Origin of the sequence: Mycobacterium intermedium (assembly GCF_002086275.1) — a bacterium.
Lineage (GTDB): Bacteria > Actinomycetota > Actinomycetes > Mycobacteriales > Mycobacteriaceae > Mycobacterium > Mycobacterium intermedium.
On sequence record NZ_MVHT01000004.1, the window covers coordinates 109,167 to 130,732 of the forward strand.

The following is a 21,566-nucleotide window of genomic DNA, read 5'->3' on the forward strand; positions in this document are numbered from 1 at the left end:
CTTTACGTTTCGTTCGTCACGAGGATGGCCTGCTCCGGACAGGAGTGCGCGGCTTCGCGGACCCGGTCCTGTTGGTCGGCCGGAACCACCTCGCTGACCGCCGAGGAACTGCCGTCGATGTCGCTGAGCTGGAAAGCTTCCGGAGCGATCATCGCGCACAGCGTGTGGCCCTGGCAGCGTTCGGGATCAACCCATACCTTCACGGTGTCTCCTTGAGCTCAGGTGTTGCGGCCGCCGTTGACGCCCAATATCTGACCGGTGATGTAGCCGGCTTCTTCCGACACCAGAAAGGCGCACGCGGCGGCGATATCTTCCGGCCTGCCTATCCGGCGCACCGGAGTCCGAGCGATGGTCTGCTCCACGTCGCCGAGCAAGCCCTGGGTCTCGGCCTTCCGCAACATCGGGGTGTCGATGAAACCGGGAGGCACGGCGTTGACCGTGATGCCGCTCGGCCCGTACTCGAGTGCCAGCGACTTGGTGAGCCCGTTGACCGCGGACTTGGCGGCCACGTAGTGCGCCATAAAGGGTTGGCCGGAATGCGCGCTCGACGAGGAGATGTTGACAATCCGTCCCCAGCCGGCCTCCACCATGTCGGGCAGCACCGCCTGGATCGTGTGGAAGACCCCATTGAGGTTGACATCGATCACGCGCTGCCAGTCCTCGAAGGTGATGTTGGTGAACTTCTTGAACCCGTCCAGACCGGCGGCATTCACCAGAACGGAGATCGGGCCCAGCCGGTCGCGGATCGCCGAGACGGCGGCGTCGACCTGCGACCGGTTCGTCACGTCGGCGGTGTAGGCGAGGTCGTCGTCCGACGGCTTGAGGTCGATCGTCGCCACGTCGAGACCGTCGGCACGCAGCCGACGCGCGACGGCCAGACCGATGCCGGATCCACCACCGGTCACGACGGCGGTCTTCATGTGGAGGCCTTTGCTACAAGGCGTTGCATCTCACTCAAAAAGAATCTCCCTCGCAATTATGAGAACCTTACTCTCGCGCCGAAGCGGCTCGCAAGCGAGTGCGAAAAAGCCTTCGGCCTGCGGTGAGAGGCCGCAGGCGCGTTCTGTTGAGCGGTCGCTCAGCCGGTCAGTGACTTTGTCCCGTTCCTGAGGATTTGTTGAATTCTCCGGGCTCGAATGTAGTATTCGCCGGGGAAGAGAATGAAATTTTCGTGACACTCACCACACTGGGGGTTTGACCATGCCTGCGCAGACACGGCTCAAGGGGGAGGCATGAACCCGCTGGAGGGCATCCGCGTCTTGGAGGTCGCGATGTACGGGTTCGTCCCGTCGGCGGGCGCCGTCCTGGCCGAATGGGGTGCCGACGTGATCAAGGTCGAGCATGCGGTGACCGGCGATCCCCAGCGCGGCCTGCGGCAGACCGGCATGCTGCGGGTCGAGGGCGACCCCAACCCCAACATCGAGCACGCCAACCGCGGCAAGCGCAGCATCGGCCTGGACATGTCGGTGCCCGAGGGCAAGGAAGTTCTGCACGAGTTGGCCCGGCGGTCCGATGTGTTCCTCACCAGCTTCCTGCCTGACGCTCGACAGAAGTTCGGGATCGACGTCGACGACATCCGTGCGGTGAACCCGAACATCATCTACGCGCGTGGCAGCGCCCTCGGTCCGCGTGGCTCTGAGTCCGACAAGGGCGGCTACGACATGACCGCGTTCTGGTGCCGGGCGGGAACCGCGGCGACGATCACGCCGATGGGCTACGAGGGGATGATCAATCCCCCGGGACCTGCCTTCGGCGACACGATCTCCGGCACCAACCTCGCCGGCGGCATCGCGGCGGCGTTGCTCAAGCGCGAGCGCAGCGGCGAACCGTCCGTCGTCGACGTTTCATTACTCGGTAGCGGCGTCTGGTCGATGGGCCACACGGTGGCGCTGACGAACCACCTCGGTCAGTTGCTGCAAGCGCCGCCGGCCGGCGTCCACGGTTCGCCGATCAACCCCCTCGTGGGCGTATACCCGACGGCCGACGGCCGCCACATATCCCTGGTGATGATGCAGCCCGGCAAGTACTGGGCCGACGTGTGCAAGCACATCGACCGACCGGACTTGATCGACGACCCACGCTTCGCCGACGCGGAAAGAATCGCCGCCAACACAGCAGAAGCGGTTGAGATCTTGAAAAAGGTCATCGCAACCCGCACGCTTGCCGAGTGGAGCGAACGCTTTGCCACTCTCGCCGGGCCCTGGGCACCGGTGCAGGACACCCTGCAAGTGGCAGCCGACCCGCAGATCCGCGCGAACGAATATATAGTCCGCGCAGGCGAACTCGACCTCGCCGCCAACCCGGTGCAGTTCGACGTCACGGCGCCGCAGACCGGCCCCGCTCCCGGATTCGCCGAGCAGACAGACGAAATCCTGTTGGAACTAGGGTTGGACTGGGACCGCATCATCGAACTGAAGACAGCCGGCGCCGTCACCTAGGGGCTTGAGTGTGTAGATGCGGAGGGCGAAACTCATATCGGTTCACGGGGTGTCCGATAACGGTTTTGGTTTTCCATTCCGCTGGAGCGCTGGATGAGTAATAATCGCTGCACGCTGCAATTCGTGGACGCTGGGCCGGGCCGGCATCGTGTTGCGGCGCCAACTCACGCAACGGAACGGAGGGCTGGCGTGAGGAGGGAGACCTTGAACGGCCTCGCGAAGCCGAGATCTTGCGATTCGCCGCACATTTCGTCCTTGACGTCCTTGTCGCCGCGAGTTTGGCCTCTCGAGCCGAAGGCGCCTGTGGTCGATGGCGAATAGGTCGAACAAGGACGCGAATCGCTGGTCACCCGGAATATCGCTGCCCTCAGGCTTCTCCGGGGCAATGCAGGCAGTCGGTGGCCTGTTTGCGATGTCGGCAGACGCGATCCGGTTCCTGTTCCGCAGGCCCTTCCAGACGCGGGAGTTCTTCGAACAGTCCTGGTTTGTCGCCCGCGTCTCGTTGTTGCCCACGCTGTTGGTGGCGATTCCGTTCACGGTTCTGGTGAGCTTCACGCTCAACATCTTGTTGCGCGAACTCGGCGCCGCGGACCTCAGCGGTGCCGGTGCCGCTTTCGGCGCGGTCACTCAGGTCGGCCCCCTTGTGACCGTGCTGATTGTGGCCGGTGCCGGGGCGACCGCGATGTGCGCGGACCTGGGTTCGCGCACGATCCGCGAAGAGATCGACGCGATGGAAGTGTTGGGTATCAATCCAATTCAGCGTTTGGTGACGCCGCGCATGCTGGCCGCCGGACTGGTTGCGCTACTGCTGAACAGCCTGGTGGTCATCATCGGCATCCTTGGCGGCTACATCTTTTCGGTATTCGTTCAAGACGTTAATCCCGGTGCGTTCGCGGCGGGCATCACGTTGTTGACCGGCGTTCCGGAGATGATCATTTCGTGTGTCAAGGCAGCGCTTTTCGGTCTGATCGCCGGATTGGTCGCATGTTATCGCGGGCTCACGGTGTCGGGCGGCGGCGCCAAGGCGGTGGGCAACGCTGTGAACGAAACCGTGGTGTTCGCGTTCATGTCGCTCATGGTTGTCAATGTAGTTGTCACCGCTATCGGTATCCGGTTCTCGACCAAGTAGCGCGAAGGAGGTGTAGGACACGCGATGGCACTGCGCGCTACCTATCCGCGTCTGACGCGACAAATCGAAAGACCGGTCGTCGCCTTGGGGCGAGTGGGCGATCACACGGTGTTCTACGGCAAAGCGCTGGCAGGTATACCATTCGCGGTCACTCGTTACCGGCGGGAGATCATCCGCCTCATCGCCGAAATCAGCATGGGTGCAGGGACTTTGGCGATGATTGGCGGGACGCTCGCGATTGTCGGGTTCATGACGCTCGCCGCGGGCGGCACGCTGGCGGTCCAGGGATACAGCTCACTGGGCAACATCGGCATCGAGGCGTTGACCGGATTTCTTTCAGCGTTCATCAACGTTCGCATCGCAGCGCCAGTTGTCGCGGGTATCGGTTTGGCAGCCACCTTCGGTGCCGGCGTCACGGCTCAGTTGGGTGCCATGCGGATCAACGAAGAAATCGACGCCCTGGAATCCATGGCGATCCGGCCGATCTCGTATCTCGTGAGTACCCGGATCATGGCCGGAATGTTGGCGATCACGCCCTTGTACAGCATCGCCGTCGTCCTGTCGTTCCTGGCCAGCCAGTTCATCACCGTGATGCTCTTCGGCCAATCAAGCGGGTTGTACAACCACTACTTCACCACGTTCTTGAATCCGATCGACCTGCTTTGGTCGTTCCTGCAAGCCATCGCGATGGCGATCACGATCCTGTTGATCCATACGTACTACGGCTATTTCGCATCGGGCGGACCGGCCGGCGTAGGGGTCGCGACCGGTAACGCGGTGCGGACTTCGCTGATCGTGGTCGTGTCAGTGATCCTCCTGGTTTCGCTCGCCGTTTACGGCGCCAACGGAAACTTCAACCTGTCCGGCTAGGGAAACGGTGATGAACGCGGTGGAAAGAAAGTGACGCGCAGCTCCGGCCGAGCGTACGTGCGGCCACTGCTTGGGCTGGGGACCGTCGTGGTGATCGTGGCGATCTTCACGCTGGCGGTGACCCTGTTCCGGGGCGATCTCACCGACACCGTGCCGGTGACCGTGATCTCACAGCGCGCCGGCCTGGTGATGAACGCCGACGCCAAGGTCAAGATGCGCGGCGTGCCGGTGGGCAAGGTTGAATCGATCGAGCCGCTGCCGAACGGCCGGGCGGCGATCCACCTGGCGATCTACCCGTCGCAGTTGCAATACATTCCCGCCGACGTGCACGTCAACATCGCGTCGTCGACGGTGTTCGGCGCTAAGTCGGTCGAGCTGATAGCGCCGGACAATCCCTCGGGGCAACGGCTACGTGCCGGCCAGACGCTGACGGGCGACCACGTCATGGTCGAAATCAACACGGTATTCCAGCAATTGGTGGAGGTGCTGAACCAGATCGACCCGGCGAAGCTCAACGAGTCGCTGGGCGCACTGGCACAGGCTTTCAGCGGGCGGGGCGCCAAGCTTGGCCAGTCGCTGAGCGATTTCGATTCGTTTCTGGCCAATCTCGAGCCGAGCCTCCCCGCACTCCGTCACGACCTCACGGTCTTACCGGAGGTGTCGAACGCCTACGCCGACGCGGCGCCGGACCTGGTGCGGACCGTCTCCAACGCGTCCCGGATCAGCCAGACACTCGTCGACGAGCAGAGCAACCTGGATGCATTGCTGATCAGCGCGATCGGCTTGGCCGACATCGGCAACGATGTCTTGTCCGCGAACCGTGAACCCTTGACTAATGTGTTGCATCTGCTGGTGCCGACCACCGATCTGACCTCCGAATACCACGAGGTGTTCACCTGCGCCCTGGGCGGTCTGGTAGTGCTCTCGCACGCCCCGCCATTGTCGGAACCGAGTATCAACATAACGGCGAGCCTCACATGGGGCGGCGAACGCTATCGGTATCCGACGAATCTGCCCAAGGTCGCGGCGACAGGCGGCCCGCAGTGCATGGAATTGCCGCGAATACCGTTCAACTCGCATCCAAAGCAGCTGATCGCAGACATCGGCGCCAACCCCGTGGGGTACGGAAACCAGCAGTTGCTGATCAACTCCGATCTGCTCAAACAGCTGTTGTACGGGCCGATCGCCGGACCGCCACGCAACTCCGTCGGGATCGGAATGCCCGGATGAGGACACGCGCCCCACTGATCAAAGTCGCGATCTTCGCGGCCGTGATGGCCCTGCTGACCGCCACCTTGTTCTTCATCTTCGGCCAGTACCGGACCGGTTCCACGACCGGATATTCGGCGGTGTTCTCCGACGTGTCGCGTCTCAGACAGGGCGAGTCGGTGCGGGTCGCCGGGATCCGGGTGGGCACGGTCAACAGCGTTTCGCTGCAGCCGGACAAGAAAGTCCTGGTGAAGTTCGACACCGACCGCAGCGTCGTCCTTACCGAGGGCACCCGGGCGGCGGTCCGCTACCTCAACCTGGTGGGTGATCGCTACCTCGAACTTCTCGACGGTCCGGGCCCGGCCAGACATCTGCCGCCCGGCGGTCAGATTCCCATCGAACGCACCGCGCCTGCGCTTGACCTCGATCTGCTGCTCGGCGGACTGAAACCCGTAATTCAGGGTCTGAATGCGCGCGATGTCAATGCGCTGACCTCAGCATTGCTGCAGGTCTTCCAGGGTCAAGGCGGGACTCTCGAATCCCTGTTCACCAAGACGACTTCGTTTTCAAATGCCTTGGCCGACAACGATCAAGCCGTGCAGCAACTGATCGACAACCTCAACGTCGTGATCGGCACGATCTCCAAGGACGGCACCAAGTTCTCCAACGCGGTCGACCGCCTGGAGCGGCTGGTCAGCGGGCTGTCGGACGACCGCGACACCATCGGCGCCGCTATCACCGCTCTGGACAACGGAACCGCTTCGCTGGCCGATCTGCTGAGCAGCGCGCGGCCGCCACTGTCCGGCACGATCGATCAGCTGAATCGGTTGGCGCCGATACTCGACAACGACCGGGACCGCATCGAAGCTGCAATCGCGAAGGCGCCACAGAACTACCGCAGGCTGGTCCGACTCGGCGTGAACGGCTCCACCATCCCGTACTTCCTGTGCCAGTTGGAACTCCGCGGCACCGACCTTCAGGGCAGGACGGTGAAGGCCCCGATATTCAGGTCAGATGCGGGAAGGTGCACGGAACCCTGATGCAGAAATATCGCGGAATTGGGTTGATCAAGGCCGGATTCATCGGCGCGGTCTTGATCACGCTGACGATCTTGGTTGGCCTGTCCCCCGACCGGTTCATCGCATGGGCGACGATGGTCAGGTACCAGGCCCTCTTCTCCGAAGCCGGCGGCCTTACGCCGGGTAACCCCGTGACGGTATCGGGCCTGAAGGTCGGCACCGTGTCGAGTGTCGAACTGAGCCACGGCGATGCCCTGGTGACGTTCGCGATAAAGGGCAACATCCTGCTCGGCTCGGAGACTTCGGCGCACATCCGCACGGGCACGCTGCTGGGCGAGCGGGTGCTGACAGTGGAGTCCGCAGGCAGCGGCAAGCTGCATCCGATGGCCGTCATTCCCGTCTCGCGCACGTCTTCGCCCTACTCGTTGACGGAAGCGGTCAGCGACCTGACCACGGAAACCGCCGGAACCGACACCGCGACGCTGAATCAGTCGCTGGACACACTGTCGGCGACACTCGACCAGATCGCACCCCAATTGGGACCGGCCTTCGACGCGGTCACCCGGCTGTCACGCACTCTCAACAGCCGCAACAAGAACCTTGGCGAGTTGTTCAAGACCGCAGGCGACGTCACCGGGATCCTCTCCGAACGCAGCCAGCAGGTCAACAGACTCATCCTGAACTCTGACGCTCTGCTCCAAGTACTGGTGGCGCGCCGGCAGCAGATCGTGGACCTGCTGTCCAACACCTCGGCGGTGGCCAAACAGCTGACGGCCTTGGTGCACGAGAACGAAAGCAAATTGGCACCGACGCTGGAGCGGCTGAATTCGGTGACCGCGATGCTGGAAAAGAACCGCGACAACATCGGCAAAGCATTGGTGGGTCTCAAGAAGTTCCAGATCACCGTTGGTGAGGGCATCTCCAGCATGTACGCTTATCAGGCTTTCGTCCCGAACTTCCTTGCCCCGCAACTGTTCCAACCGATCCTGGATTACCTCTGGGGATTCCGTACCTTCGACACGTCAAAAGGTCCTGGCTACCCGTCGCCGATACCTCGGTCGCTGACTCCATGGCCATACAACGGTATTCCGGTATGCCCCGAATGCACATTGGGCAACAGGGTTGGGGGATCGCAGTGATTGCTCGGATTCCCTCAAGTCGGCGCAAGCCGCTCGCGATCGTGACGGCGGTTGTCCTGGTAGGGCTTGTCGTTGCCGGCGCTGCTGTGCTGGTCCGCAAGACGTTCTTTGCCCCACACACGATTACCGCCTATTTCACCTCTGCCACCGGGATCTACGGCGGTGACGAGGTGCGTGTGTCGGGTGTCAAGGTCGGCACCATCAAATCCGTTGAGCCGCAGGGGGCGCAGGTCAAGATGACCCTGCAGGTCGACCGCTCGGTGCCCGTTCCGGCGGATGCGAAAGCGGTGATCGTTGCCTCGAACCTGGTAGCTGCCCGCTATGTCCAGCTCACTCCCGCCTACCGCACCAGCGGTCCGATCATGGAGGACGGCGGGGTGATCCCGGTCGATCGGACCGCGGTGCCCGTCGAGTGGGACGAGGTCAAGACCCAATTGATGCGGCTGGCAACGGATTTGGGGCCCAGGAGTGGTGTTTCGGACACGTCGGTGGGCCGGTTCATCGACAGTGCCGCCAATGCGCTTGACGGCAACGGCGACAAGCTGCGGCAAACGCTCGCTCAACTGTCTGGGGTGGGCCGGATCCTCGCCGACGGTAGCGGCAACATCGTCGACATCATCAAAAACCTGCAGATCTTCGTCAGTGCCCTGCGCGACAGCAACGTCCAGATCGTCCAGTTCAACGAGCGCCTGGCCACGCTCACCAGCGTGGTGGACGACAGCAAATCCGAGCTGGATGCGGCGCTGACCGATTTGTCGACGGCGGTCGGCGAGGTGCAGCGCTTCGTCGCCGGAACTCGCGAGCAGACCAGCGAGCAGATCGCCCGATTGGCCGATGTCACGCAGAACCTGGTCGACCACCACATGGATCTGGAAAACATCTTGCACGCAGCGCCGAACGCGCTTGGCAACTTCTTCAACGACTACAACGCCGACACCGGAACCATCGTCGGAGGGTTCGGGATCATGAACTTCGCGAATCCCACGTTTTCGGGTCTGATGGTTCCGATCCCCATACCCGGCTGCACGGCAGTCGGCGCCATCGAAAACGTCACCGCGGTTGAATCGGGCAAGCTGTGCTCAATGTTCCTCGGTCCGGGGTTGCGGGTGCTCAACTTCAACAGTCTGCCGATCCCCATCAACATCTTCCTGCAGAAGTCGATGGACCCCGCCAACATCCTCTACACCGAACCGCGTCTGGCGCCCGGGGGCGAGGGCCCGAAACCCGGACCACCCGAAATCCCGCCCGCGGTGTCGGCCTACACCGGCCTGCCGGGTGATCCGGTGGGGCCGCCGGGTGCAGAGCCGCCGGCGCGGATACCGGGTGCGGCGATGCCGCTGCCGCCTCCGCCGTCGACGCCGATGGAACCGCCACCACCGGCACCCGGTTTGCCAGGCATGCTGCTGCCGGCCGAAGGGCCGTCGTCATGATCGCCCGGGTACGGGTGCGCGCGCGGCGGATGCTCGCCATTGTCGCCTGCGCAGTGTTGACGCTGACGGGATGTTCCTTCCGCGGCCTGAACTCACTACCCTTGCCAGGCGCGGTGGGACGCGGGCCGGGGGCCGTCATCTACCACGTCGAACTCCCGAATGTCGGCACGATGGAGTCGAATTCGCCGGTGATGATCGACGACGTCGTCGTCGGCAGCGTCGGCAATATGAGGGTGCGAGGCTGGCACGCCGACGTCGAGATCTCGGTGAAGCGCGATGTCGTCGTCCCGGCCAACGTGGTAGCCACGGTGGGTCAGACCAGCCTGTTGGGTTCGATGCATCTGGCACTCAATCCGCCACTCGGCCAGCAGGCAACCGGACGGCTGCAGCCGGGCGCCACCATCCCGCTCAGTCGGTCGTCGGCTTACCCGTCGACAGAGCAGACGCTGTCGTCGCTGGCGGCGGTCGTCAACGGCGGGGGACTGGGACAGATCGGGGAAGTCGTCCACAATTTCTCCACGGCCCTGGCCGGGCGAGAGGGCGCCGTACGCGATCTGCTCAAGCGCCTCGACACGTTCGTCGGAACACTGAACGACCAGCGGGACGACATCGTCGACGCCATCAACGCGCTGAACCGGCTGGCCGGCACATTCGCCGACCAACGCGATGTTCTCGCCGAGGCGCTGCGCAAGGTACCGCCCGCACTCGATGTGCTGATCAGGGAGAGGCCACGCTTCACCGCAGCCCTGGACAAACTGCGCGTCTTCAGTAACACCGCCACCCGGTTGATCAACGACTCCCAAGCCGACCTGGTCGCCAATCTCAAAAACCTGGAGCCGACCATCCGCGCGCTCGCCGACGTCGGACCGGAACTCGGCGCGGCGATCGCGGCAAGTTTCGTGTTCCCGTTCACCCAGAACTTCGTCGACCGAGCGGTCCGAGGCGACTACTTCAACCTGCACGTCGATTTGGACCTGTCGATTCCACGGCTCAAGCGAGGACTCATGTTGGGGACCCACTGGGGAGCGCTGGACCAGCCGTTGGTGCCGGCGCCGGGGGACCCCTATTACCTGAATTACACCCACGATCCGCTGCATGACCCCATCAGGCCACCGTGGGTGGACCCGGATCGGGTGCCGCTGCCCCCGCCTCCGCCCGGTGCCCGGCTGCCCGGCCCGCCACCTGCGCCCACCCCGGCGCCGGCGCCCGGGCCGGCACCTGCGCCCGGGCCCGGGCCCGCTATGGCACCTACGGAAGGTGGTGGGTAGATGCTGACCCGCTTCGTCCGGATTCAGCTGGCGATCTTCACGATCGTCGGGACCATCGGCGTGATTGCGATGGTGCTTGTCTACGTCCAGGCGCCGACTCTGCTGGGCATCGGCCGGATCACGGTGACGCTGGAATTGCCGGCCGCCGGCGGGCTGTACCGGTTTTCCAACGTGACCTACCGCGGGGTTCAACTCGGCAAGGTCACCTCGGTGAGTCTGACGCCGACCGGAGCGAAAGCCACACTGTCGCTTAGTAGTTCACCCAAGGTCCCCGCGGACCTGACGCCGTGTCCAGAGCGCCCGGGCCCCCCTAATCAGTGCGGTGCGTATGTGCTCAGTGTCTCTGCGGTGGGTGAACAGTACGTGGACCTGCGGCCCAGGACCGATTCGCCGCCCTACCTGCACGACGGTTCGGTCATCTCGGTAGGCAAGGAATCGATCCCGCAGCCGGTCGGGCCGATGCTGGACAAGGTCAACGCTTTGGTCCAAAGCATCCCGAAAACCAAGCTCGGCCAACTGCTCGACGAGACCTTCCACGGCTTCAACGGTTCCGGTTACGACCTGGGTTCACTGATCGATTCCACAACGACGATTTCCCATGACGCCAACGGCGTCGCCGATCAGACCAAAACCCTCACCGAAGACGCTGGGCCACTGCTGGATTCGCAAGCAAGCACCACCGATGCGATCAGAACGTGGGCGCGCAGCCTCGCGGGGATCACGGACGTAGTCGCTCAGGACGATGCAAGCGTTCGCACTCTGCTGCAAAACGGACCCGAGGCGGCGAACGAAGCATCCCGGCTGCTCGAACAAATCAAACCGACGCTGCCGGTGTTGCTCGCCAACCTCACCACCATCGGGCAGATCGGCATCACTTACCACCCCTCGCTGGAGCAGTTGCTGGTATTGCTGCCGTCGGCGGTTGCCATCGAGCAGGCCGCTGGCCCGGAGAACCATCCCGAGGGCACGGCCCAGGGCGACTTCGCGCTCACCATTGACGATCCGCCCATCTGCACGGTCGGCTTCATGCCGCCCAACACATGGCGATCCCCGAGCGACCTCACCGACATCGACACGCCGGACGGGTTGTATTGCAAACTCCCGCAGGACTCACCGATCGGGGTCCGCGGTGCCCGCAACTATCCCTGCATGGGTCACCCGGGCAAGCGTGCACCCACCGTTGAAATCTGCAACAGCGACCAGCCCTACATGCCGCTGGCGATGCGCCAGCACGTCCTCGGTCCCTATCCGCTGGACCCGAACCTGCTCTCCCAGGGCGTCCCGCCCGATGACCGGGTCACCGTCAACGACCGAATTTTTGCCCCGGTCGAGGGAACGCCGCTGCCGCCGGGGGCGGTGCCGCGCGGCGCAACGCCGGGGCCACGGGGAGAGAATCCACCGCCGGATACCGTTGGCGCGGCTGTTCCGCCGGTGCCGTCGACACCCTTGCCGGGCGTGGCGACCGACCTGTCGGCCATAGCGCCACCCGACGTACCTTCAGCGGCGGAGCTGCCCGCGCCAGCCGCAGCCCCAGCGGCGCCCCCTGTTCCCAATGCTGCGCCAAGCGCATTCGGTGGTGGTGGCGCGGGGCCGTCCATCGCGTTCGCCCGGTACGACCCGCACACGGGACGTTATGTCGGTCCGAACGGGAAGCTGTACCAGCAGTCGGATCTCGTTGACCCGAAAGCGCCCAAGTCGTGGAAGGACATGCTGCCCACCTGATGCCGGTCCGCAGGATTCAGCCTGAAACAGCAGCGGTTACGGCGGGCAGCGAATTGGAACGCCGGGTCAGCCTATTCTGTCCAGGCGGAACGGCATCGCGATGTCAAGCCACTGGTTTTGTCCGCAGGCACCGGACGGGCCGACCGTCTTGTCCTTTCCGGCCAAAGTCGAAGACCCGAGTTGAAATCCGCCGTACTCATTCACGGGAAAGAAATAAAAGGTCTGCTGTCCGGGGAACGCGGTACCGTCTTCGCACTGCTCCCAGTTCGCTACCGAGCGTTTAACCTTCCACATCTGCCCATCATTCATATACATGGCAGCGCTCCATCCCTGGTCGCTGGTCACCATGCCGTGGCAGTCCATGAATGTGTCGCACGTCGAGGTGATGGTCCAGGTCTGGTACACCGTCGGCTCGGCGAAGTACTGGTCATTTCTCTGGGCGTAATCGCCAACCGATGTGGCGCGGAACGTTCCGTTGATGGCAACTTCTTCCTTGGTTGTCGCCCGGGCTGTGAACGGGTCCAGCGCCGTGCCCAAACCACCGAATACCGTGGCAGCGACCAGCGTTGCGGAGGCGAGTATTCGAACTGAACGCATAATATGCTCCTCGACGCGAATGGTCCGACAGTGCCTACGGCAGCTTTTTCGGCATCGGTTTCGGCGTTCTCGCGCGAGAGAATCATATCGCGCCAGCGACCGGATGCCGAATGAACCCAAAAGGTAGAAGGTCAGTTTCAAGGTCTATGTCGCCTTATACCAATCGCGATAGGCTGAACATTTATGAGGATGCGTTCCGTCTCTGTCGCCGGGGCGGTCAGCACGGCCGTCGCCATCCTGCTCATCGCCCCGACGGTGGGGGCGCCGGCTGCTCGCGCCGACACGGGCATCAATGGTTACGTGCAGTGCGTTGGAGGCGACGCGAAGCCCCCGCCGCCGGGGGTAAGTGCAGAAAATTGGTTTCCCAGCGTTTTTGTGATCAAGACGGATTTCGATAATGGCATGCCCCCTGCCCAAATTGTTCGTACTTTGATAGGCATGGGAGTCAAGCCGGATGATGCCGCTCTCCGGGTGCGGTGTTTTGTGGCCAATCAGCCACGCGGAGAGGGGCATTGAAACAGGCCGCAGTCACGAAAGCGGATCCATTTTCGAGATCAGCCAGGACCCGTCGACCTTGACCACCGTCACTTGGGCGATGTTCGCGGTCGTTTGCGGTTCTGGCTTCCCCCTGCTGCTGACGGTCTGGTTGAGGAACACCAGCACAACGGCCGTATCCGCGTGTATCTCTGAAACGGCGGCCCGAAGGACCTTCGCGGTCTGCGTGACCTGATTCTGCAGTGCCAACGCCGCGATCTGTTCTGAGAACTTGGTGTAGTAGGCGAGGAAGTCACCGGTGAGATATGACTTCGCCCTGGCGATATCACGGTCCAAGTTGTCGGGAGAATACGTCAGCACCGCCACGGCACCGTCTGACGCCACCTGGATCGCGCGTTGTGCCGCCGCGTCGCCGACTTGCTGGTCCGGCCGGTACAGAACGAAGTACAGACCTGCCGCGACACTCACCGCGCTGACAACTAATACCGTCGCGAGTATTGACCGCCACCTGGCCAAACATCCACGGGCCCAACGCTTGACAGTGGCGAGCCCGTGGGTGCGACCCGATCCCGAGGCAGCGGATGGTGTTTCCGCCGCGCCGGCCACTGAGGTTTCGGCGCCTTCCAGTGACGAGCCATGCTCGACAGTCATTACAGGAAATCAACTTTCGACAATTTGAGTTGACCGGTGTCCCGCGTGATGCCAACACTCATCCGCCACATGGCAGGCGGCTGATGGGTGTTGTCTGCGTTGGTGATATCGGATCTCGCCGCGACAAGCAGGACCGCCGAATCATCGCTCAATGACACGACGGCAATGGCTTCGACGGTGCCCTTGCTGCTTACCTTGGTGTCCACCGCCTTCTGCACCATAAGGGCTGACATCGCTGATATTTGGTTCTTGAATTCGCCCGTAGATATGTCGATGATCCGCTGAACGTCGGCCTTGGGGCGAGTGGCGTCGATCGACATCATCACCGTGACCCCCTCCCGGGCGGCCGCAGTGAATTCCGCGGCAAGCTGTTGTTTGTGCGTGGCGGCCCGGTGCTGCGACACGATGTAAATGCTCGCCCCGACGGAGGCGCAGAAGAGCACGATGCCGACGACAGCGGCCACTGTCTTCCGCTTTGGGCGTCGGAGCCACCTCGGTCGGCGTGGACGCCGCGGAGACCCTAATCGGATTCGTCGCGGCCGTCGTGCCCGCGTCAACTTTGCGCGGCGCCGCTCGCCATCTCGGGATGCGGCTTCATCATCGACTTCGCCTGCGTCGGAATCTGTTTCGGAGCCTTTTTCGGCTGCCGCGCGCAGCCGTGCGAGGCGGGCACGAGCCGCGGCGGCGCGCGCTTCTGCCCTGGCAACCTCGTCTGCTACGTCCGCTACCGAAACGGGAGCTACGACGCCGTTAGCCGGGTCGTCAGAATGGTCGGCGTCTTTCCCCTCCGGATCATGCACAGGCCAAAAGCCTATCACTGCAGGCCTGTCCGCAACGCTGTCAGGCAACCGCTTTCGCGCCTCTACATGCGGAAATGCTCGCTCGACCGGCCGCAAAATGGGTGCGGTTCAGGCGCAATCCGGCGTAGCAGGCTATTGGCTCGGTTTTCTTTCCAATTGGGAAGGATTTTCTTTTCAGGTTCTTTTTAGATGTGGCAAAGTAATGGGGTGCGATTCATCGTGGCAGTGGTTGCCGCGCTGTTGGGTGTCGGTGTGCTGGCAGCGCCGCCGTCCTTGGCCGAGCCGACCGTCTGCGACTACCCCGCCTGCACCCCCGGCATCATGCCGCATCAGGTTCTAGGCGCGCCGTGTGACAACACCACTTACTACGTCTTCGGTGTTGACGACAGTGTCGTACCGCCAGCCGGGCAGCCCGGGCGGTTGATGTTTTGCGGCTCGCCGAGGAGATACCAGCCTCGATGGTTCCGGTCACCTCCAATGGCCGGAGTCAAGGAGGAAGGCGCTGCGTGCCAAAACTTCCAGAACTACGTCGCACAGGCGCCCGATGGGTTGTTCCTGATCTGCTTTGCCCACGACGGCATTCTGACCTGGATCCGCGCCGACACGTAGGGGCATTGCAACCCCACGTCCGTGAGGACTTTTGGCGCAATGCTCATGGGCAACGGCCTTGGTATCAGAGGGGATCGAATTTGGCGATCAGCCAGGAGCCGTCGATCTTTGCCATCGTCACCAGGACGTTGCTCTCGGTTACCGTCGGCTGAGGCTGTTCCTTGACTTCGGTGCTCTGGTTGACAAACATCAGCACGACGGCCGAATCCCGACGCATCTCTGCAACGGCTGCGCGAATCACCTTGGCGGAAGCCCATATCCGCTTCTCCTTCGCCGTGGGCGCCACGGTCTCCTCGGTGAACTTGGTGTAGTAAGCCAGTAGGTCACCCGTGAGGTGCGACTTGGCCCTGGCGAAATCCTGATCCAGGCTCTCGGCGGAATATGACAGCATTGCCACGGTGCCCTCGGTGGCTGCCCGGATCGCCTGCTGTACGGCCGCGTCGCCGACCTGCGAATCCGGTTCGTACCGAAAGAAGTACGTGCCGCCGGCGAGTACCAACGAGCCAATGACCAACGCGGTCACCAGAATCGGCTGCCAAGCTGCCACACACCGGCGAACCCAATCACGGATCACAGCCGTTTCCTGCCCCGGGGCAGGCCGGGGTTCATGCTCGACCGTCATTGCAGGAAGTCGACTTTCGCCATCTTGAGCTGGTCACCGACGCGGGTCACTTTCACACTGATGCGCCACGTCTTCGTTACTCGTTCGCCGTCATCAGGATTGAAGCTGTCGGACCTCGCCAAGACGAGGATGATTCCCGAGTCATCGTTCGTCGATTCGACGGCAACGGCGTCGACGATGGCTTTGGTGCTGATCTTCGACTGCGCCACCTGCTGCGCCAGGGGCCAACCGGTGACGCGCAATTGCTGCCTGAGTTCTCCGGTCGAGTTGTCGATGTTGCGCTGTATGTCCTCCTCGGCGTGATTGGCATCGATCGACAGCAGCCTGATGACCCCCTCCCGCGCGGCTGCCTCGAACTCCGCGTGGCGATGCTGTGTGCGGAGGAGAGCGCGGTGCTCCAACTCCATGAACATGCTCGCCCCGAGCGAGGCGCCGATGACTACAAATGCCGCCGCGAGTGCGGCGGCTCTCCGTCCGAGAAGCCGGAGCCGGGGCGGCTGCAAGCGAACGGATGCCTCGGGGAGGGGTTCGTCGTCGTCAGACGAGCGGGGGAAGGCGTCGTCGTCGGCGTGCGGGCTCTCGAGGGACCAAGCGCGCCAACGCACCCGTGCCACGCGGGCACGGGCCGCCTCGACGCGGACCTCGGCGCGGGCGAGTTCTCGCTCGGCCTTGGCCACTTCTTCGTCGTGGTCAAAGGCAGCGCCGTTGGCGTTACGGCCTCCCGCCGGACGCCGCCGTGACGCCAAGGTGATCTCCTAGTCGCTTCGGATCGTGCACGAAAAACCACGTTATCACCAGCCCACGAGTCCAGTTCGGCTTCGAAAAAGGCCCCGAAAAGGCTCCGAAAGGCTTTGAACAGCTGCCCGTCTGCCGAACATTGTGGTGAATTGGCAAAAGGAATAGTCAGAAGTAAGACAGAAGTGATTACCTGCACTTGGTTGAATTAATTGTTGACGCCGTCCCGACTCGCTTCGGGCGCGCCGATCAGACGGTGGGTGATCCGCAGTAGCTGCGCACGCAGCGTGTCGTCGTCGACGTCGGCCACCAGCGGATGCATCACCCCGACCGCGATCGCACCCGAGAGCACGGCCGCCGACACCCGCGCGTCCTCGCTGGTGTCGTCGACCAGCACGCCGTAGAGCCGCCGAATAAACGCTTGGAATTGTTCCTGCTCGGCCAGCAGTCGCACGACGACCGGATCGAACTGCAGGGTGCTCGCCGCGCCGCGCCGCTCAATGGCCATGTCGATAACCCGGCGCAGCAGTACCTCGCGTGCCTGGGGAAAGTTGTCGTGGGCCTCGGCGGCCTCCAGTGCTTCCTCCAGCCCGCCGAGTTCGCGTTCGGTGAGCGCGACGACGATCTGCTCCTTGGTCTTGAACTGGTGGTAGACGGCCGCTTTCGTGACTCCGACGGCATCGGCGATCATCTGCAACGACGTGCCGCCAACGCCGTGCTCGGCGATCAATTTCAGGGCAGCGTCCAGGATTCGCGTCTGTGCCGCGCTGCGCGCGATGAAACGGAATCGACTAGGGGCCTGCCGCGAAATGTCAGCAACCACACGGAGAGCCTAGCCGATCGGCTATTGACCGCCCGCTAGCCGATCGGCTAGCTTCGCTGACGGGTCATGCCGTCGGAAGGAGTCACTCGTGTCCGAGAGCGGTGAGGCGCGCCGTCCGAGGCGACTCGATGGCGAGCTGATCCTGCTGTGGACGCTGCCCGCGACGGTGCTGCTCTGGATCTCCGCGTTCTTGTTGTTCCCCGGGTTCACGCCCCCCATGTCGCCGACGATGTCGGCGGAGCAGGTCGCGGCGTTCTATCGGGAAAACTCGTCAGGCGTCCGTTACAGCATGATCCTGTTCAACTGGTTCGGCGCAAGCCTCATCCCGATCCTGACGCTGATCGTGATGCAAATCCGGAGGATGGCCCATCGCACGTCGATCTTCTCCTACGCGATGCTGGGTTGCGTGGCCGGCGGTCCCACCTTGTTTCTCATCGCCAATGTCTGCTGGTTGCTGGCCGCCTTTCGCCCGGAGCGAAGTCCGGAGCTGACGCAGCTGCTCAACGATTTCGCCTGGGTCACCTTCACGACCTTGGTTCCCTTTTTGATCGGGCAATGCGTGATTCTTGCCCTGGCAATCTATTTCGACGATCCGGCACACCTCGTGCTGCCGCGCTGGGTGGCCCACTTCAACCTTTTCGTGGCCGCGGCGCTCGTTCCGGCAGCTTTCGTCGGCGTTTCATTGTCCGGCCCGCTGGCGTGGGACGGCGTGTTGTCGTTCTGGTTGAAAAACGTCGCCATCGGCGTCTGGGTGGTCGTGATGGGCATCGTCCTGGGTCGGGCGGTGTACCGGGAACGCGCCGAGATCCAAAGTCGCGCAAGAGAACTGGACAGCGTATGAGCACGCTGGACGCGCGGTTGACTGCGTCGGAGTCAAGCAGCAACGCTGAGGCTGGGTCGCCCTCCGGCCGGTTGCCTCGTCGGATCGCCTGGCACCTTCGGCACAACCCCAAGCGTGAACTGTGGGTGGCGTGGTGGATCATGGTCGCCTTCTACAACCTCTTCTTTGCGATGGTCTTCATCGTGGCGCAAGTCCAACCCCCGCCACAGCCCACCTGGGACCTCGCCACGCAGGTTCACTGGTTCTACGAACGACGGCTGGGAATACCGATCGGCTTAGGCGTTGTGTTCGCCATCACCGGCATGACCGCGATCAACAATGCGCTGATTGCGCATTCGATGCGACGCATGTCGGTCAGTCGCGCTTTCGGGTATTCGTATCTGCTCATCTATTCAATGGCCGCGGTTCCCGGCCTGCTGCTCCTGTGCATCGCGTTGGTCGTCGGGACGCTCCGGCCCGAGCGAGATCCTCAAGTGATCGGCTGGCTCTACGATTTCTCCTTCCTGTCTTTCGACGGAACCATGGGCGTGTTCCTGATCGGGTCGCTGATCTGGATGGTCGCGATTCTGATCGACAAGAATCGGGTGTTTCCCAAATGGTTTGGCTACCTAAACCTGTGCAACGCGCTCACCGAGGTTGTCGTGGCGCCCTGCTGGCTGTTCCAACGTGGCGTCTTGGCCTGGAACGGCCAGATCGCTTGGTGGCTGGACATGGTCGTGTTCGGCATTTACCAAGTCACGTTTATCGTCATGCTCTTTCAGATGATCCGGCGCGAAGACTTTGGTACCGGGCCCCTGCCCGACCTGCCGCGCAATAGGGTCACGGAACTGGCGACCGCGCAATGACGGATGTCGCCGGAACCGACAAACGTGCCAGGTTCGTGCCTGGCCAGCCCGACATGTGGGCCTTCGTGTTGTTCGAAACGCTGGTTTTCACCGGGTATTTCGGTATTTATCTGTTCTATCGTGCCCGGAGCCCGGAGCTGTTCCTGCACTCGCAGTCGCATCTTGACCTACGCATCGGTGTTTTCAACACCCTTGTCTTGCTGCTGAGTTCCTGGTCGGTGGCGCGGTGTGTCCAGTCGTCGCGTGCCGGGGCTTATCCGGCGGCGCTGCGAGACGTGTATATCACCGCCGCATGCGCCGCAATATTCTTGTCCTTCAAGGTGTTCGAGTGGGTCCGGTTGGTCGGCACGGGAAACGGGCCGAACAGCAACGACTTCTTCACCTATTACTTCTTCCTCACCGGAATCCACTTCGTGCACCTGTTGATCGGCTTCGTCGTCCTCGGTGTCATCGTCTATCAACTCCGGAGTCCGGCCCGCCGATCTCAGGAGTTGGTCGAAACGTGCGCCACCTACTGGCACACCGTCGACTTCCTCTGGGTGCTCATTTTCGCCCTGCTGTATGTGGTGAGGTGATCGAGATCAAATTCAACAAAAGGCTGCTGACTGCTTGGTTGGTGCTGGCGTCGTTGACGCTGGCCTATCTGTGGATAGATCACTCTGTCGATGGATCGCCGGGGCCCAGTGTGGCGGTCACGTTGAGCGTGATCGGCATCGCTCTGATCAAGGTGCGCATCATCTTTCGGGAATTCATGGAAGTGCGCCATGCCCCAGCCGTGTTGTGCCGCCTGACGGACGCCTGGGTGGTGCTGGTCGGCGTGAGCCTGTTCAGCTGCTACCTCGTCGGGTCGGCGCTCGGATAAGTCTCAATACCGGTGGCACGGTATCGGTCAACTGTTACCCCGTTGGCGTGAAGGTGATGTGTAGCTCGCTGAGCCCGCGCAGGATGTACGTCGGCTCGTAGGTGTATTGGCGGTCGTCGGCCGGCCCGTGCTTGGCCTCGTTGATGCTGATGTCGGCCATGCGGTCCAGGATGCGTTCGAGGGAGACTCGGCCCTCGACGCGGGCGAGCGGGCCACCGGGGCACGAATGCACTCCGCGCGCGAACGCCATGTGCTCGCGGACGTTCTTGCGGTCCAGGCGAAACTCGTGCGGGTCCTCAAACCGGCGCGGGTCGCGGTTGGCGGCACCCGGTAACACCATCACCACCGTGCCGGCCGGGATCTCGACACCGCCGACCGTGGTCGCCCGTCGGGTCAGCCGCGAATCACACTTGACCGGACTTTCGATACGTAGCGATTCCTCGATGAAGTTCGGGATCAGGCTGCGGTCATCGCGCAACTGTTGCTGGATGTCGGGCCGGTCGCCGAGCACCCGCAGCGCGGCACTGAGCAGCTTGGCCGTGGTCTCCTGACCCGCGGCGAAAAGGAATGTGGCCGTGCGGACCACCTCGATGACCTCGGGTGTGGAGCCGTCAGGGTATTTCGCCGTGGCCATCGGCGTGAGGACATCGTCGCGCGGTTCGCGTCGCCGATCTTCGATGTAGGAAGAGAACTTCTCGTCGAGCCACTCCAATGGGTTGATACCGACCGTCGCATGGTCCAGCGCGCCGACCTGGCCGGCGCCCAAGACATTGCGGAAGTCCCTGTGGTCGTCTTCGGGAACGCCGAGCAAGTCGGCGATCACCAGCGTGGCAAAGGGTTTGGAGTATTCGGAGATGAACTCGCACTCACCGTTGCTGAGGAACTCGTCGAGTTGCCGGTCGGCGAGGCGCCACATGAACTCCTCGTTTTGCTTGAGCCGGCTGGGGGTCAGCAGCTTGCTCAGCACCGACCGTGCCTTGGTGTGCTCCGGCGGATCCATGGTGACCATGTGCTCGAACATCGGGAAGTAGCTGCGGTGCTCGTCGATTTGGGCGCTGATGTCGTCGCCGTCGGGCTGGAATGGCAGCGGCGGGAACGGGCCCCCGAGCGCCACGATGTTCGAGAACGTCTCGGGATCCTTGTAGACCTCGGTGGCTTCCTCGTAGCCGGTCACCGCCACGACGCCGTAGTGCGGCAACCGGAGCACCGGATTCTGGCTGCGCAGGTAGTCGAAGTAGGGGTGTGGATCGGGCACCAGGGATGGGTCGGTGAAGAAGTCGATCGAATCGAAGGTGCTGGTCATGGTGCGCGTTCCTCCCGGAGCCGGCCGCTTTGCCGGCGCTGCCGAATTGTCCAACCACTGCGAGGCGGCGCAAGCCTGGCGCCGCCGTGAATCCGATGGTGTGCTGAGCACCTGCTTAGCATGGCGGTATTGTCGAGGTCAAGGCGACTCGGCAGAGCC

The 21,566-nt window shown here is 63.0% G+C and carries 24 protein-coding genes; 15 read left to right on the forward strand and 9 right to left on the reverse strand.

Annotated features, from left to right (window positions below; genetic code table 11):
- Positions 1 to 2: 2 nt before the first annotated feature.
- Entirely contained in the window at positions 3 to 203 is a 201-nt protein-coding gene (locus BST27_RS02595) for a ferredoxin (protein ID WP_069418078.1), read from the reverse strand.
- A gap of 15 nt (positions 204 to 218) precedes the next feature.
- The gene (locus BST27_RS02600) at positions 219 to 920 is read right to left on the reverse strand and encodes an SDR family NAD(P)-dependent oxidoreductase (RefSeq protein WP_069418077.1); all 702 of its coding nucleotides are present in this window, start codon (positions 918 to 920) and stop codon (positions 219 to 221) included.
- Positions 921 to 1,232: 312 nt separating this feature from the next.
- Between BST27_RS02600 and BST27_RS02605 the strand changes: the two genes are divergently transcribed.
- The 9 genes from BST27_RS02605 to BST27_RS02645 all read left to right on the forward strand — a co-directional run bounded on the left by BST27_RS02605 (position 1,233) and on the right by BST27_RS02645 (position 12,224).
- Entirely contained in the window at positions 1,233 to 2,438 is a 1,206-nt protein-coding gene (locus tag BST27_RS02605; protein ID WP_069418076.1) for a CaiB/BaiF CoA transferase family protein, read from the forward strand.
- A 310-nt stretch (positions 2,439 to 2,748) separates the two neighbouring features.
- Positions 2,749 to 3,567, forward strand: coding sequence for an MlaE family ABC transporter permease (locus BST27_RS02610; RefSeq protein ID WP_069418075.1), 819 nt, complete (start codon positions 2,749 to 2,751; stop codon positions 3,565 to 3,567).
- Positions 3,568 to 3,591: 24 nt separating this feature from the next.
- Positions 3,592 to 4,437 (forward strand): ABC transporter permease, encoded by an 846-nt coding sequence (locus tag BST27_RS02615; RefSeq protein WP_069418074.1) that lies wholly within the window; start codon positions 3,592 to 3,594, stop codon positions 4,435 to 4,437.
- Positions 4,438 to 4,467: 30 nt separating this feature from the next.
- Positions 4,468 to 5,667, forward strand: coding sequence for an MCE family protein (locus BST27_RS02620; RefSeq protein ID WP_232007203.1), 1,200 nt, complete (start codon positions 4,468 to 4,470; stop codon positions 5,665 to 5,667).
- Positions 5,664 to 6,686: an MCE family protein gene (locus BST27_RS02625; protein ID WP_069418073.1), complete on the forward strand. Its 1,023-nt coding sequence runs from the start codon at positions 5,664 to 5,666 to the stop codon at positions 6,684 to 6,686. Before BST27_RS02620 ends, BST27_RS02625 begins: the two co-directional genes overlap by 4 nt.
- Positions 6,686 to 7,804, forward strand: a complete 1,119-nt coding sequence (locus BST27_RS02630) for an MCE family protein (RefSeq protein WP_069418194.1) — start codon at positions 6,686 to 6,688, stop codon at positions 7,802 to 7,804. The genes BST27_RS02625 and BST27_RS02630 overlap by 1 nt, the downstream gene beginning before the upstream one ends.
- Complete coding sequence (locus BST27_RS02635; RefSeq protein ID WP_069418196.1) at positions 7,768 to 9,234, forward strand: MCE family protein; 1,467 nt, start codon at positions 7,768 to 7,770, stop codon at positions 9,232 to 9,234. Before BST27_RS02630 ends, BST27_RS02635 begins: the two co-directional genes overlap by 37 nt.
- On the forward strand, positions 9,231 to 10,502 hold the full coding sequence (locus BST27_RS02640) for an MCE family protein (protein ID WP_069418072.1): 1,272 nt from the start codon (positions 9,231 to 9,233) through the stop codon (positions 10,500 to 10,502). Before BST27_RS02635 ends, BST27_RS02640 begins: the two co-directional genes overlap by 4 nt.
- The gene (locus BST27_RS02645; protein WP_069418071.1) at positions 10,503 to 12,224 is read left to right on the forward strand and encodes an MCE family protein; all 1,722 of its coding nucleotides are present in this window, start codon (positions 10,503 to 10,505) and stop codon (positions 12,222 to 12,224) included. It begins immediately after the preceding gene.
- A 66-nt stretch (positions 12,225 to 12,290) separates the two neighbouring features.
- On the opposite strand, the gene BST27_RS02650 is transcribed toward BST27_RS02645, so the two are convergent.
- A complete protein-coding gene (locus tag BST27_RS02650) occupies positions 12,291 to 12,821 on the reverse strand; it encodes an Rv2253/PknI dimerization domain-containing protein (RefSeq protein ID WP_069418070.1) in 531 nt (176 codons plus the stop codon).
- Positions 12,822 to 13,010: 189 nt separating this feature from the next.
- Here BST27_RS02650 and BST27_RS34935 point away from each other — a divergent pair, with 189 nt between their 5' ends.
- Complete coding sequence (locus BST27_RS34935; RefSeq protein ID WP_069418193.1) at positions 13,011 to 13,337, forward strand: hypothetical protein; 327 nt, start codon at positions 13,011 to 13,013, stop codon at positions 13,335 to 13,337.
- A gap of 12 nt (positions 13,338 to 13,349) precedes the next feature.
- Here the strand turns inward: BST27_RS34935 and BST27_RS02660 are convergent, their stop codons facing one another.
- Together BST27_RS02660 and BST27_RS02665 are read right to left on the reverse strand one after the other, a co-directional pair.
- Positions 13,350 to 13,967, reverse strand: a complete 618-nt coding sequence (locus tag BST27_RS02660) for a hypothetical protein (protein WP_069418069.1) — start codon at positions 13,965 to 13,967, stop codon at positions 13,350 to 13,352.
- Positions 13,967 to 14,767: a hypothetical protein gene (locus tag BST27_RS02665; protein ID WP_079219541.1), complete on the reverse strand. Its 801-nt coding sequence runs from the start codon at positions 14,765 to 14,767 to the stop codon at positions 13,967 to 13,969. The genes BST27_RS02660 and BST27_RS02665 overlap by 1 nt, the downstream gene beginning before the upstream one ends.
- Positions 14,768 to 14,956: 189 nt before the next feature.
- On the opposite strand from BST27_RS02665, the gene BST27_RS02670 reads away from it, so the two are divergent.
- Entirely contained in the window at positions 14,957 to 15,376 is a 420-nt protein-coding gene (locus BST27_RS02670; protein WP_197518078.1) for a hypothetical protein, read from the forward strand.
- A gap of 64 nt (positions 15,377 to 15,440) precedes the next feature.
- On the opposite strand, the gene BST27_RS02675 is transcribed toward BST27_RS02670, so the two are convergent.
- The 3 genes from BST27_RS02675 to BST27_RS02685 form a co-directional block, all read right to left on the reverse strand.
- Complete coding sequence (locus BST27_RS02675; protein WP_139804979.1) at positions 15,441 to 15,923, reverse strand: twin-arginine translocation pathway signal; 483 nt, start codon at positions 15,921 to 15,923, stop codon at positions 15,441 to 15,443.
- 71 nt (positions 15,924 to 15,994) lie between these two features.
- Positions 15,995 to 16,744: a hypothetical protein gene (locus tag BST27_RS02680; RefSeq protein ID WP_069418067.1), complete on the reverse strand. Its 750-nt coding sequence runs from the start codon at positions 16,742 to 16,744 to the stop codon at positions 15,995 to 15,997.
- Positions 16,745 to 16,941: 197 nt separating this feature from the next.
- On the reverse strand, positions 16,942 to 17,481 hold the full coding sequence (locus tag BST27_RS02685) for a TetR/AcrR family transcriptional regulator (RefSeq protein ID WP_079219547.1): 540 nt from the start codon (positions 17,479 to 17,481) through the stop codon (positions 16,942 to 16,944).
- Positions 17,482 to 17,692: 211 nt separating this feature from the next.
- Between BST27_RS02685 and BST27_RS02690 the strand changes: the two genes are divergently transcribed.
- Genes BST27_RS02690 through BST27_RS02705 form a run of 4 tightly spaced genes read left to right on the forward strand, consistent with a single transcriptional unit; the run spans position 17,693 to position 20,104 of the window.
- A complete protein-coding gene (locus BST27_RS02690) occupies positions 17,693 to 18,397 on the forward strand; it encodes a hypothetical protein (protein ID WP_276014717.1) in 705 nt (234 codons plus the stop codon).
- Positions 18,394 to 19,242: a hypothetical protein gene (locus BST27_RS02695; RefSeq protein ID WP_197518076.1), complete on the forward strand. Its 849-nt coding sequence runs from the start codon at positions 18,394 to 18,396 to the stop codon at positions 19,240 to 19,242. Before BST27_RS02690 ends, BST27_RS02695 begins: the two co-directional genes overlap by 4 nt.
- The gene (locus tag BST27_RS02700) at positions 19,239 to 19,817 is read left to right on the forward strand and encodes a cytochrome c oxidase subunit 3 family protein (protein ID WP_069418065.1); all 579 of its coding nucleotides are present in this window, start codon (positions 19,239 to 19,241) and stop codon (positions 19,815 to 19,817) included. The genes BST27_RS02695 and BST27_RS02700 overlap by 4 nt, the downstream gene beginning before the upstream one ends.
- Positions 19,817 to 20,104 (forward strand): cytochrome C oxidase subunit IV family protein, encoded by a 288-nt coding sequence (locus tag BST27_RS02705; RefSeq protein WP_069418188.1) that lies wholly within the window; start codon positions 19,817 to 19,819, stop codon positions 20,102 to 20,104. Before BST27_RS02700 ends, BST27_RS02705 begins: the two co-directional genes overlap by 1 nt.
- 34 nt (positions 20,105 to 20,138) lie before the next feature.
- Here BST27_RS02705 and BST27_RS02710 read toward each other — a convergent pair whose 3' ends face one another.
- Positions 20,139 to 21,407 (reverse strand): cytochrome P450, encoded by a 1,269-nt coding sequence (locus BST27_RS02710; protein ID WP_069418064.1) that lies wholly within the window; start codon positions 21,405 to 21,407, stop codon positions 20,139 to 20,141.
- Positions 21,408 to 21,566: the final 159 nt, after the last annotated feature.

What these genes read in the sequence shown, in the direction of transcription:
- BST27_RS02610 (WP_069418075.1), top strand. Translation starts at nt 2,749, where the DNA reads ATGGCGAATAGGTCGAACAAGGACGCGAATCGCTGGTCACCCGGAATA.
- BST27_RS02625 (WP_069418073.1), top strand. Translation starts at nt 5,664, where the DNA reads ATGAGGACACGCGCCCCACTGATCAAAGTCGCGATCTTCGCGGCCGTG.
- BST27_RS02635 (WP_069418196.1), top strand. Translation starts at nt 7,768, where the DNA reads ATGCACATTGGGCAACAGGGTTGGGGGATCGCAGTGATTGCTCGGATT.
- BST27_RS02600 (WP_069418077.1), bottom strand. Translation starts at nt 920, where the DNA reads ATGAAGACCGCCGTCGTGACCGGTGGTGGATCCGGCATCGGTCTGGCC.
- BST27_RS02605 (WP_069418076.1), top strand. Translation starts at nt 1,233, where the DNA reads ATGAACCCGCTGGAGGGCATCCGCGTCTTGGAGGTCGCGATGTACGGG.
- BST27_RS02650 (WP_069418070.1), bottom strand. Translation starts at nt 12,821, where the DNA reads ATGCGTTCAGTTCGAATACTCGCCTCCGCAACGCTGGTCGCTGCCACG.
- BST27_RS02615 (WP_069418074.1), top strand. Translation starts at nt 3,592, where the DNA reads ATGGCACTGCGCGCTACCTATCCGCGTCTGACGCGACAAATCGAAAGA.
- BST27_RS02660 (WP_069418069.1), bottom strand. Translation starts at nt 13,967, where the DNA reads ATGACTGTCGAGCATGGCTCGTCACTGGAAGGCGCCGAAACCTCAGTG.
- BST27_RS34935 (WP_069418193.1), top strand. Translation starts at nt 13,011, where the DNA reads ATGCGTTCCGTCTCTGTCGCCGGGGCGGTCAGCACGGCCGTCGCCATC.
- BST27_RS02640 (WP_069418072.1), top strand. Translation starts at nt 9,231, where the DNA reads ATGATCGCCCGGGTACGGGTGCGCGCGCGGCGGATGCTCGCCATTGTC.
- BST27_RS02700 (WP_069418065.1), top strand. Translation starts at nt 19,239, where the DNA reads ATGACGGATGTCGCCGGAACCGACAAACGTGCCAGGTTCGTGCCTGGC.
- BST27_RS02670 (WP_197518078.1), top strand. Translation starts at nt 14,957, where the DNA reads ATGTGGCAAAGTAATGGGGTGCGATTCATCGTGGCAGTGGTTGCCGCG.
- BST27_RS02630 (WP_069418194.1), top strand. Translation starts at nt 6,686, where the DNA reads ATGCAGAAATATCGCGGAATTGGGTTGATCAAGGCCGGATTCATCGGC.
- BST27_RS02645 (WP_069418071.1), top strand. Translation starts at nt 10,503, where the DNA reads ATGCTGACCCGCTTCGTCCGGATTCAGCTGGCGATCTTCACGATCGTC.
- BST27_RS02695 (WP_197518076.1), top strand. Translation starts at nt 18,394, where the DNA reads ATGAGCACGCTGGACGCGCGGTTGACTGCGTCGGAGTCAAGCAGCAAC.
- BST27_RS02710 (WP_069418064.1), bottom strand. Translation starts at nt 21,407, where the DNA reads ATGACCAGCACCTTCGATTCGATCGACTTCTTCACCGACCCATCCCTG.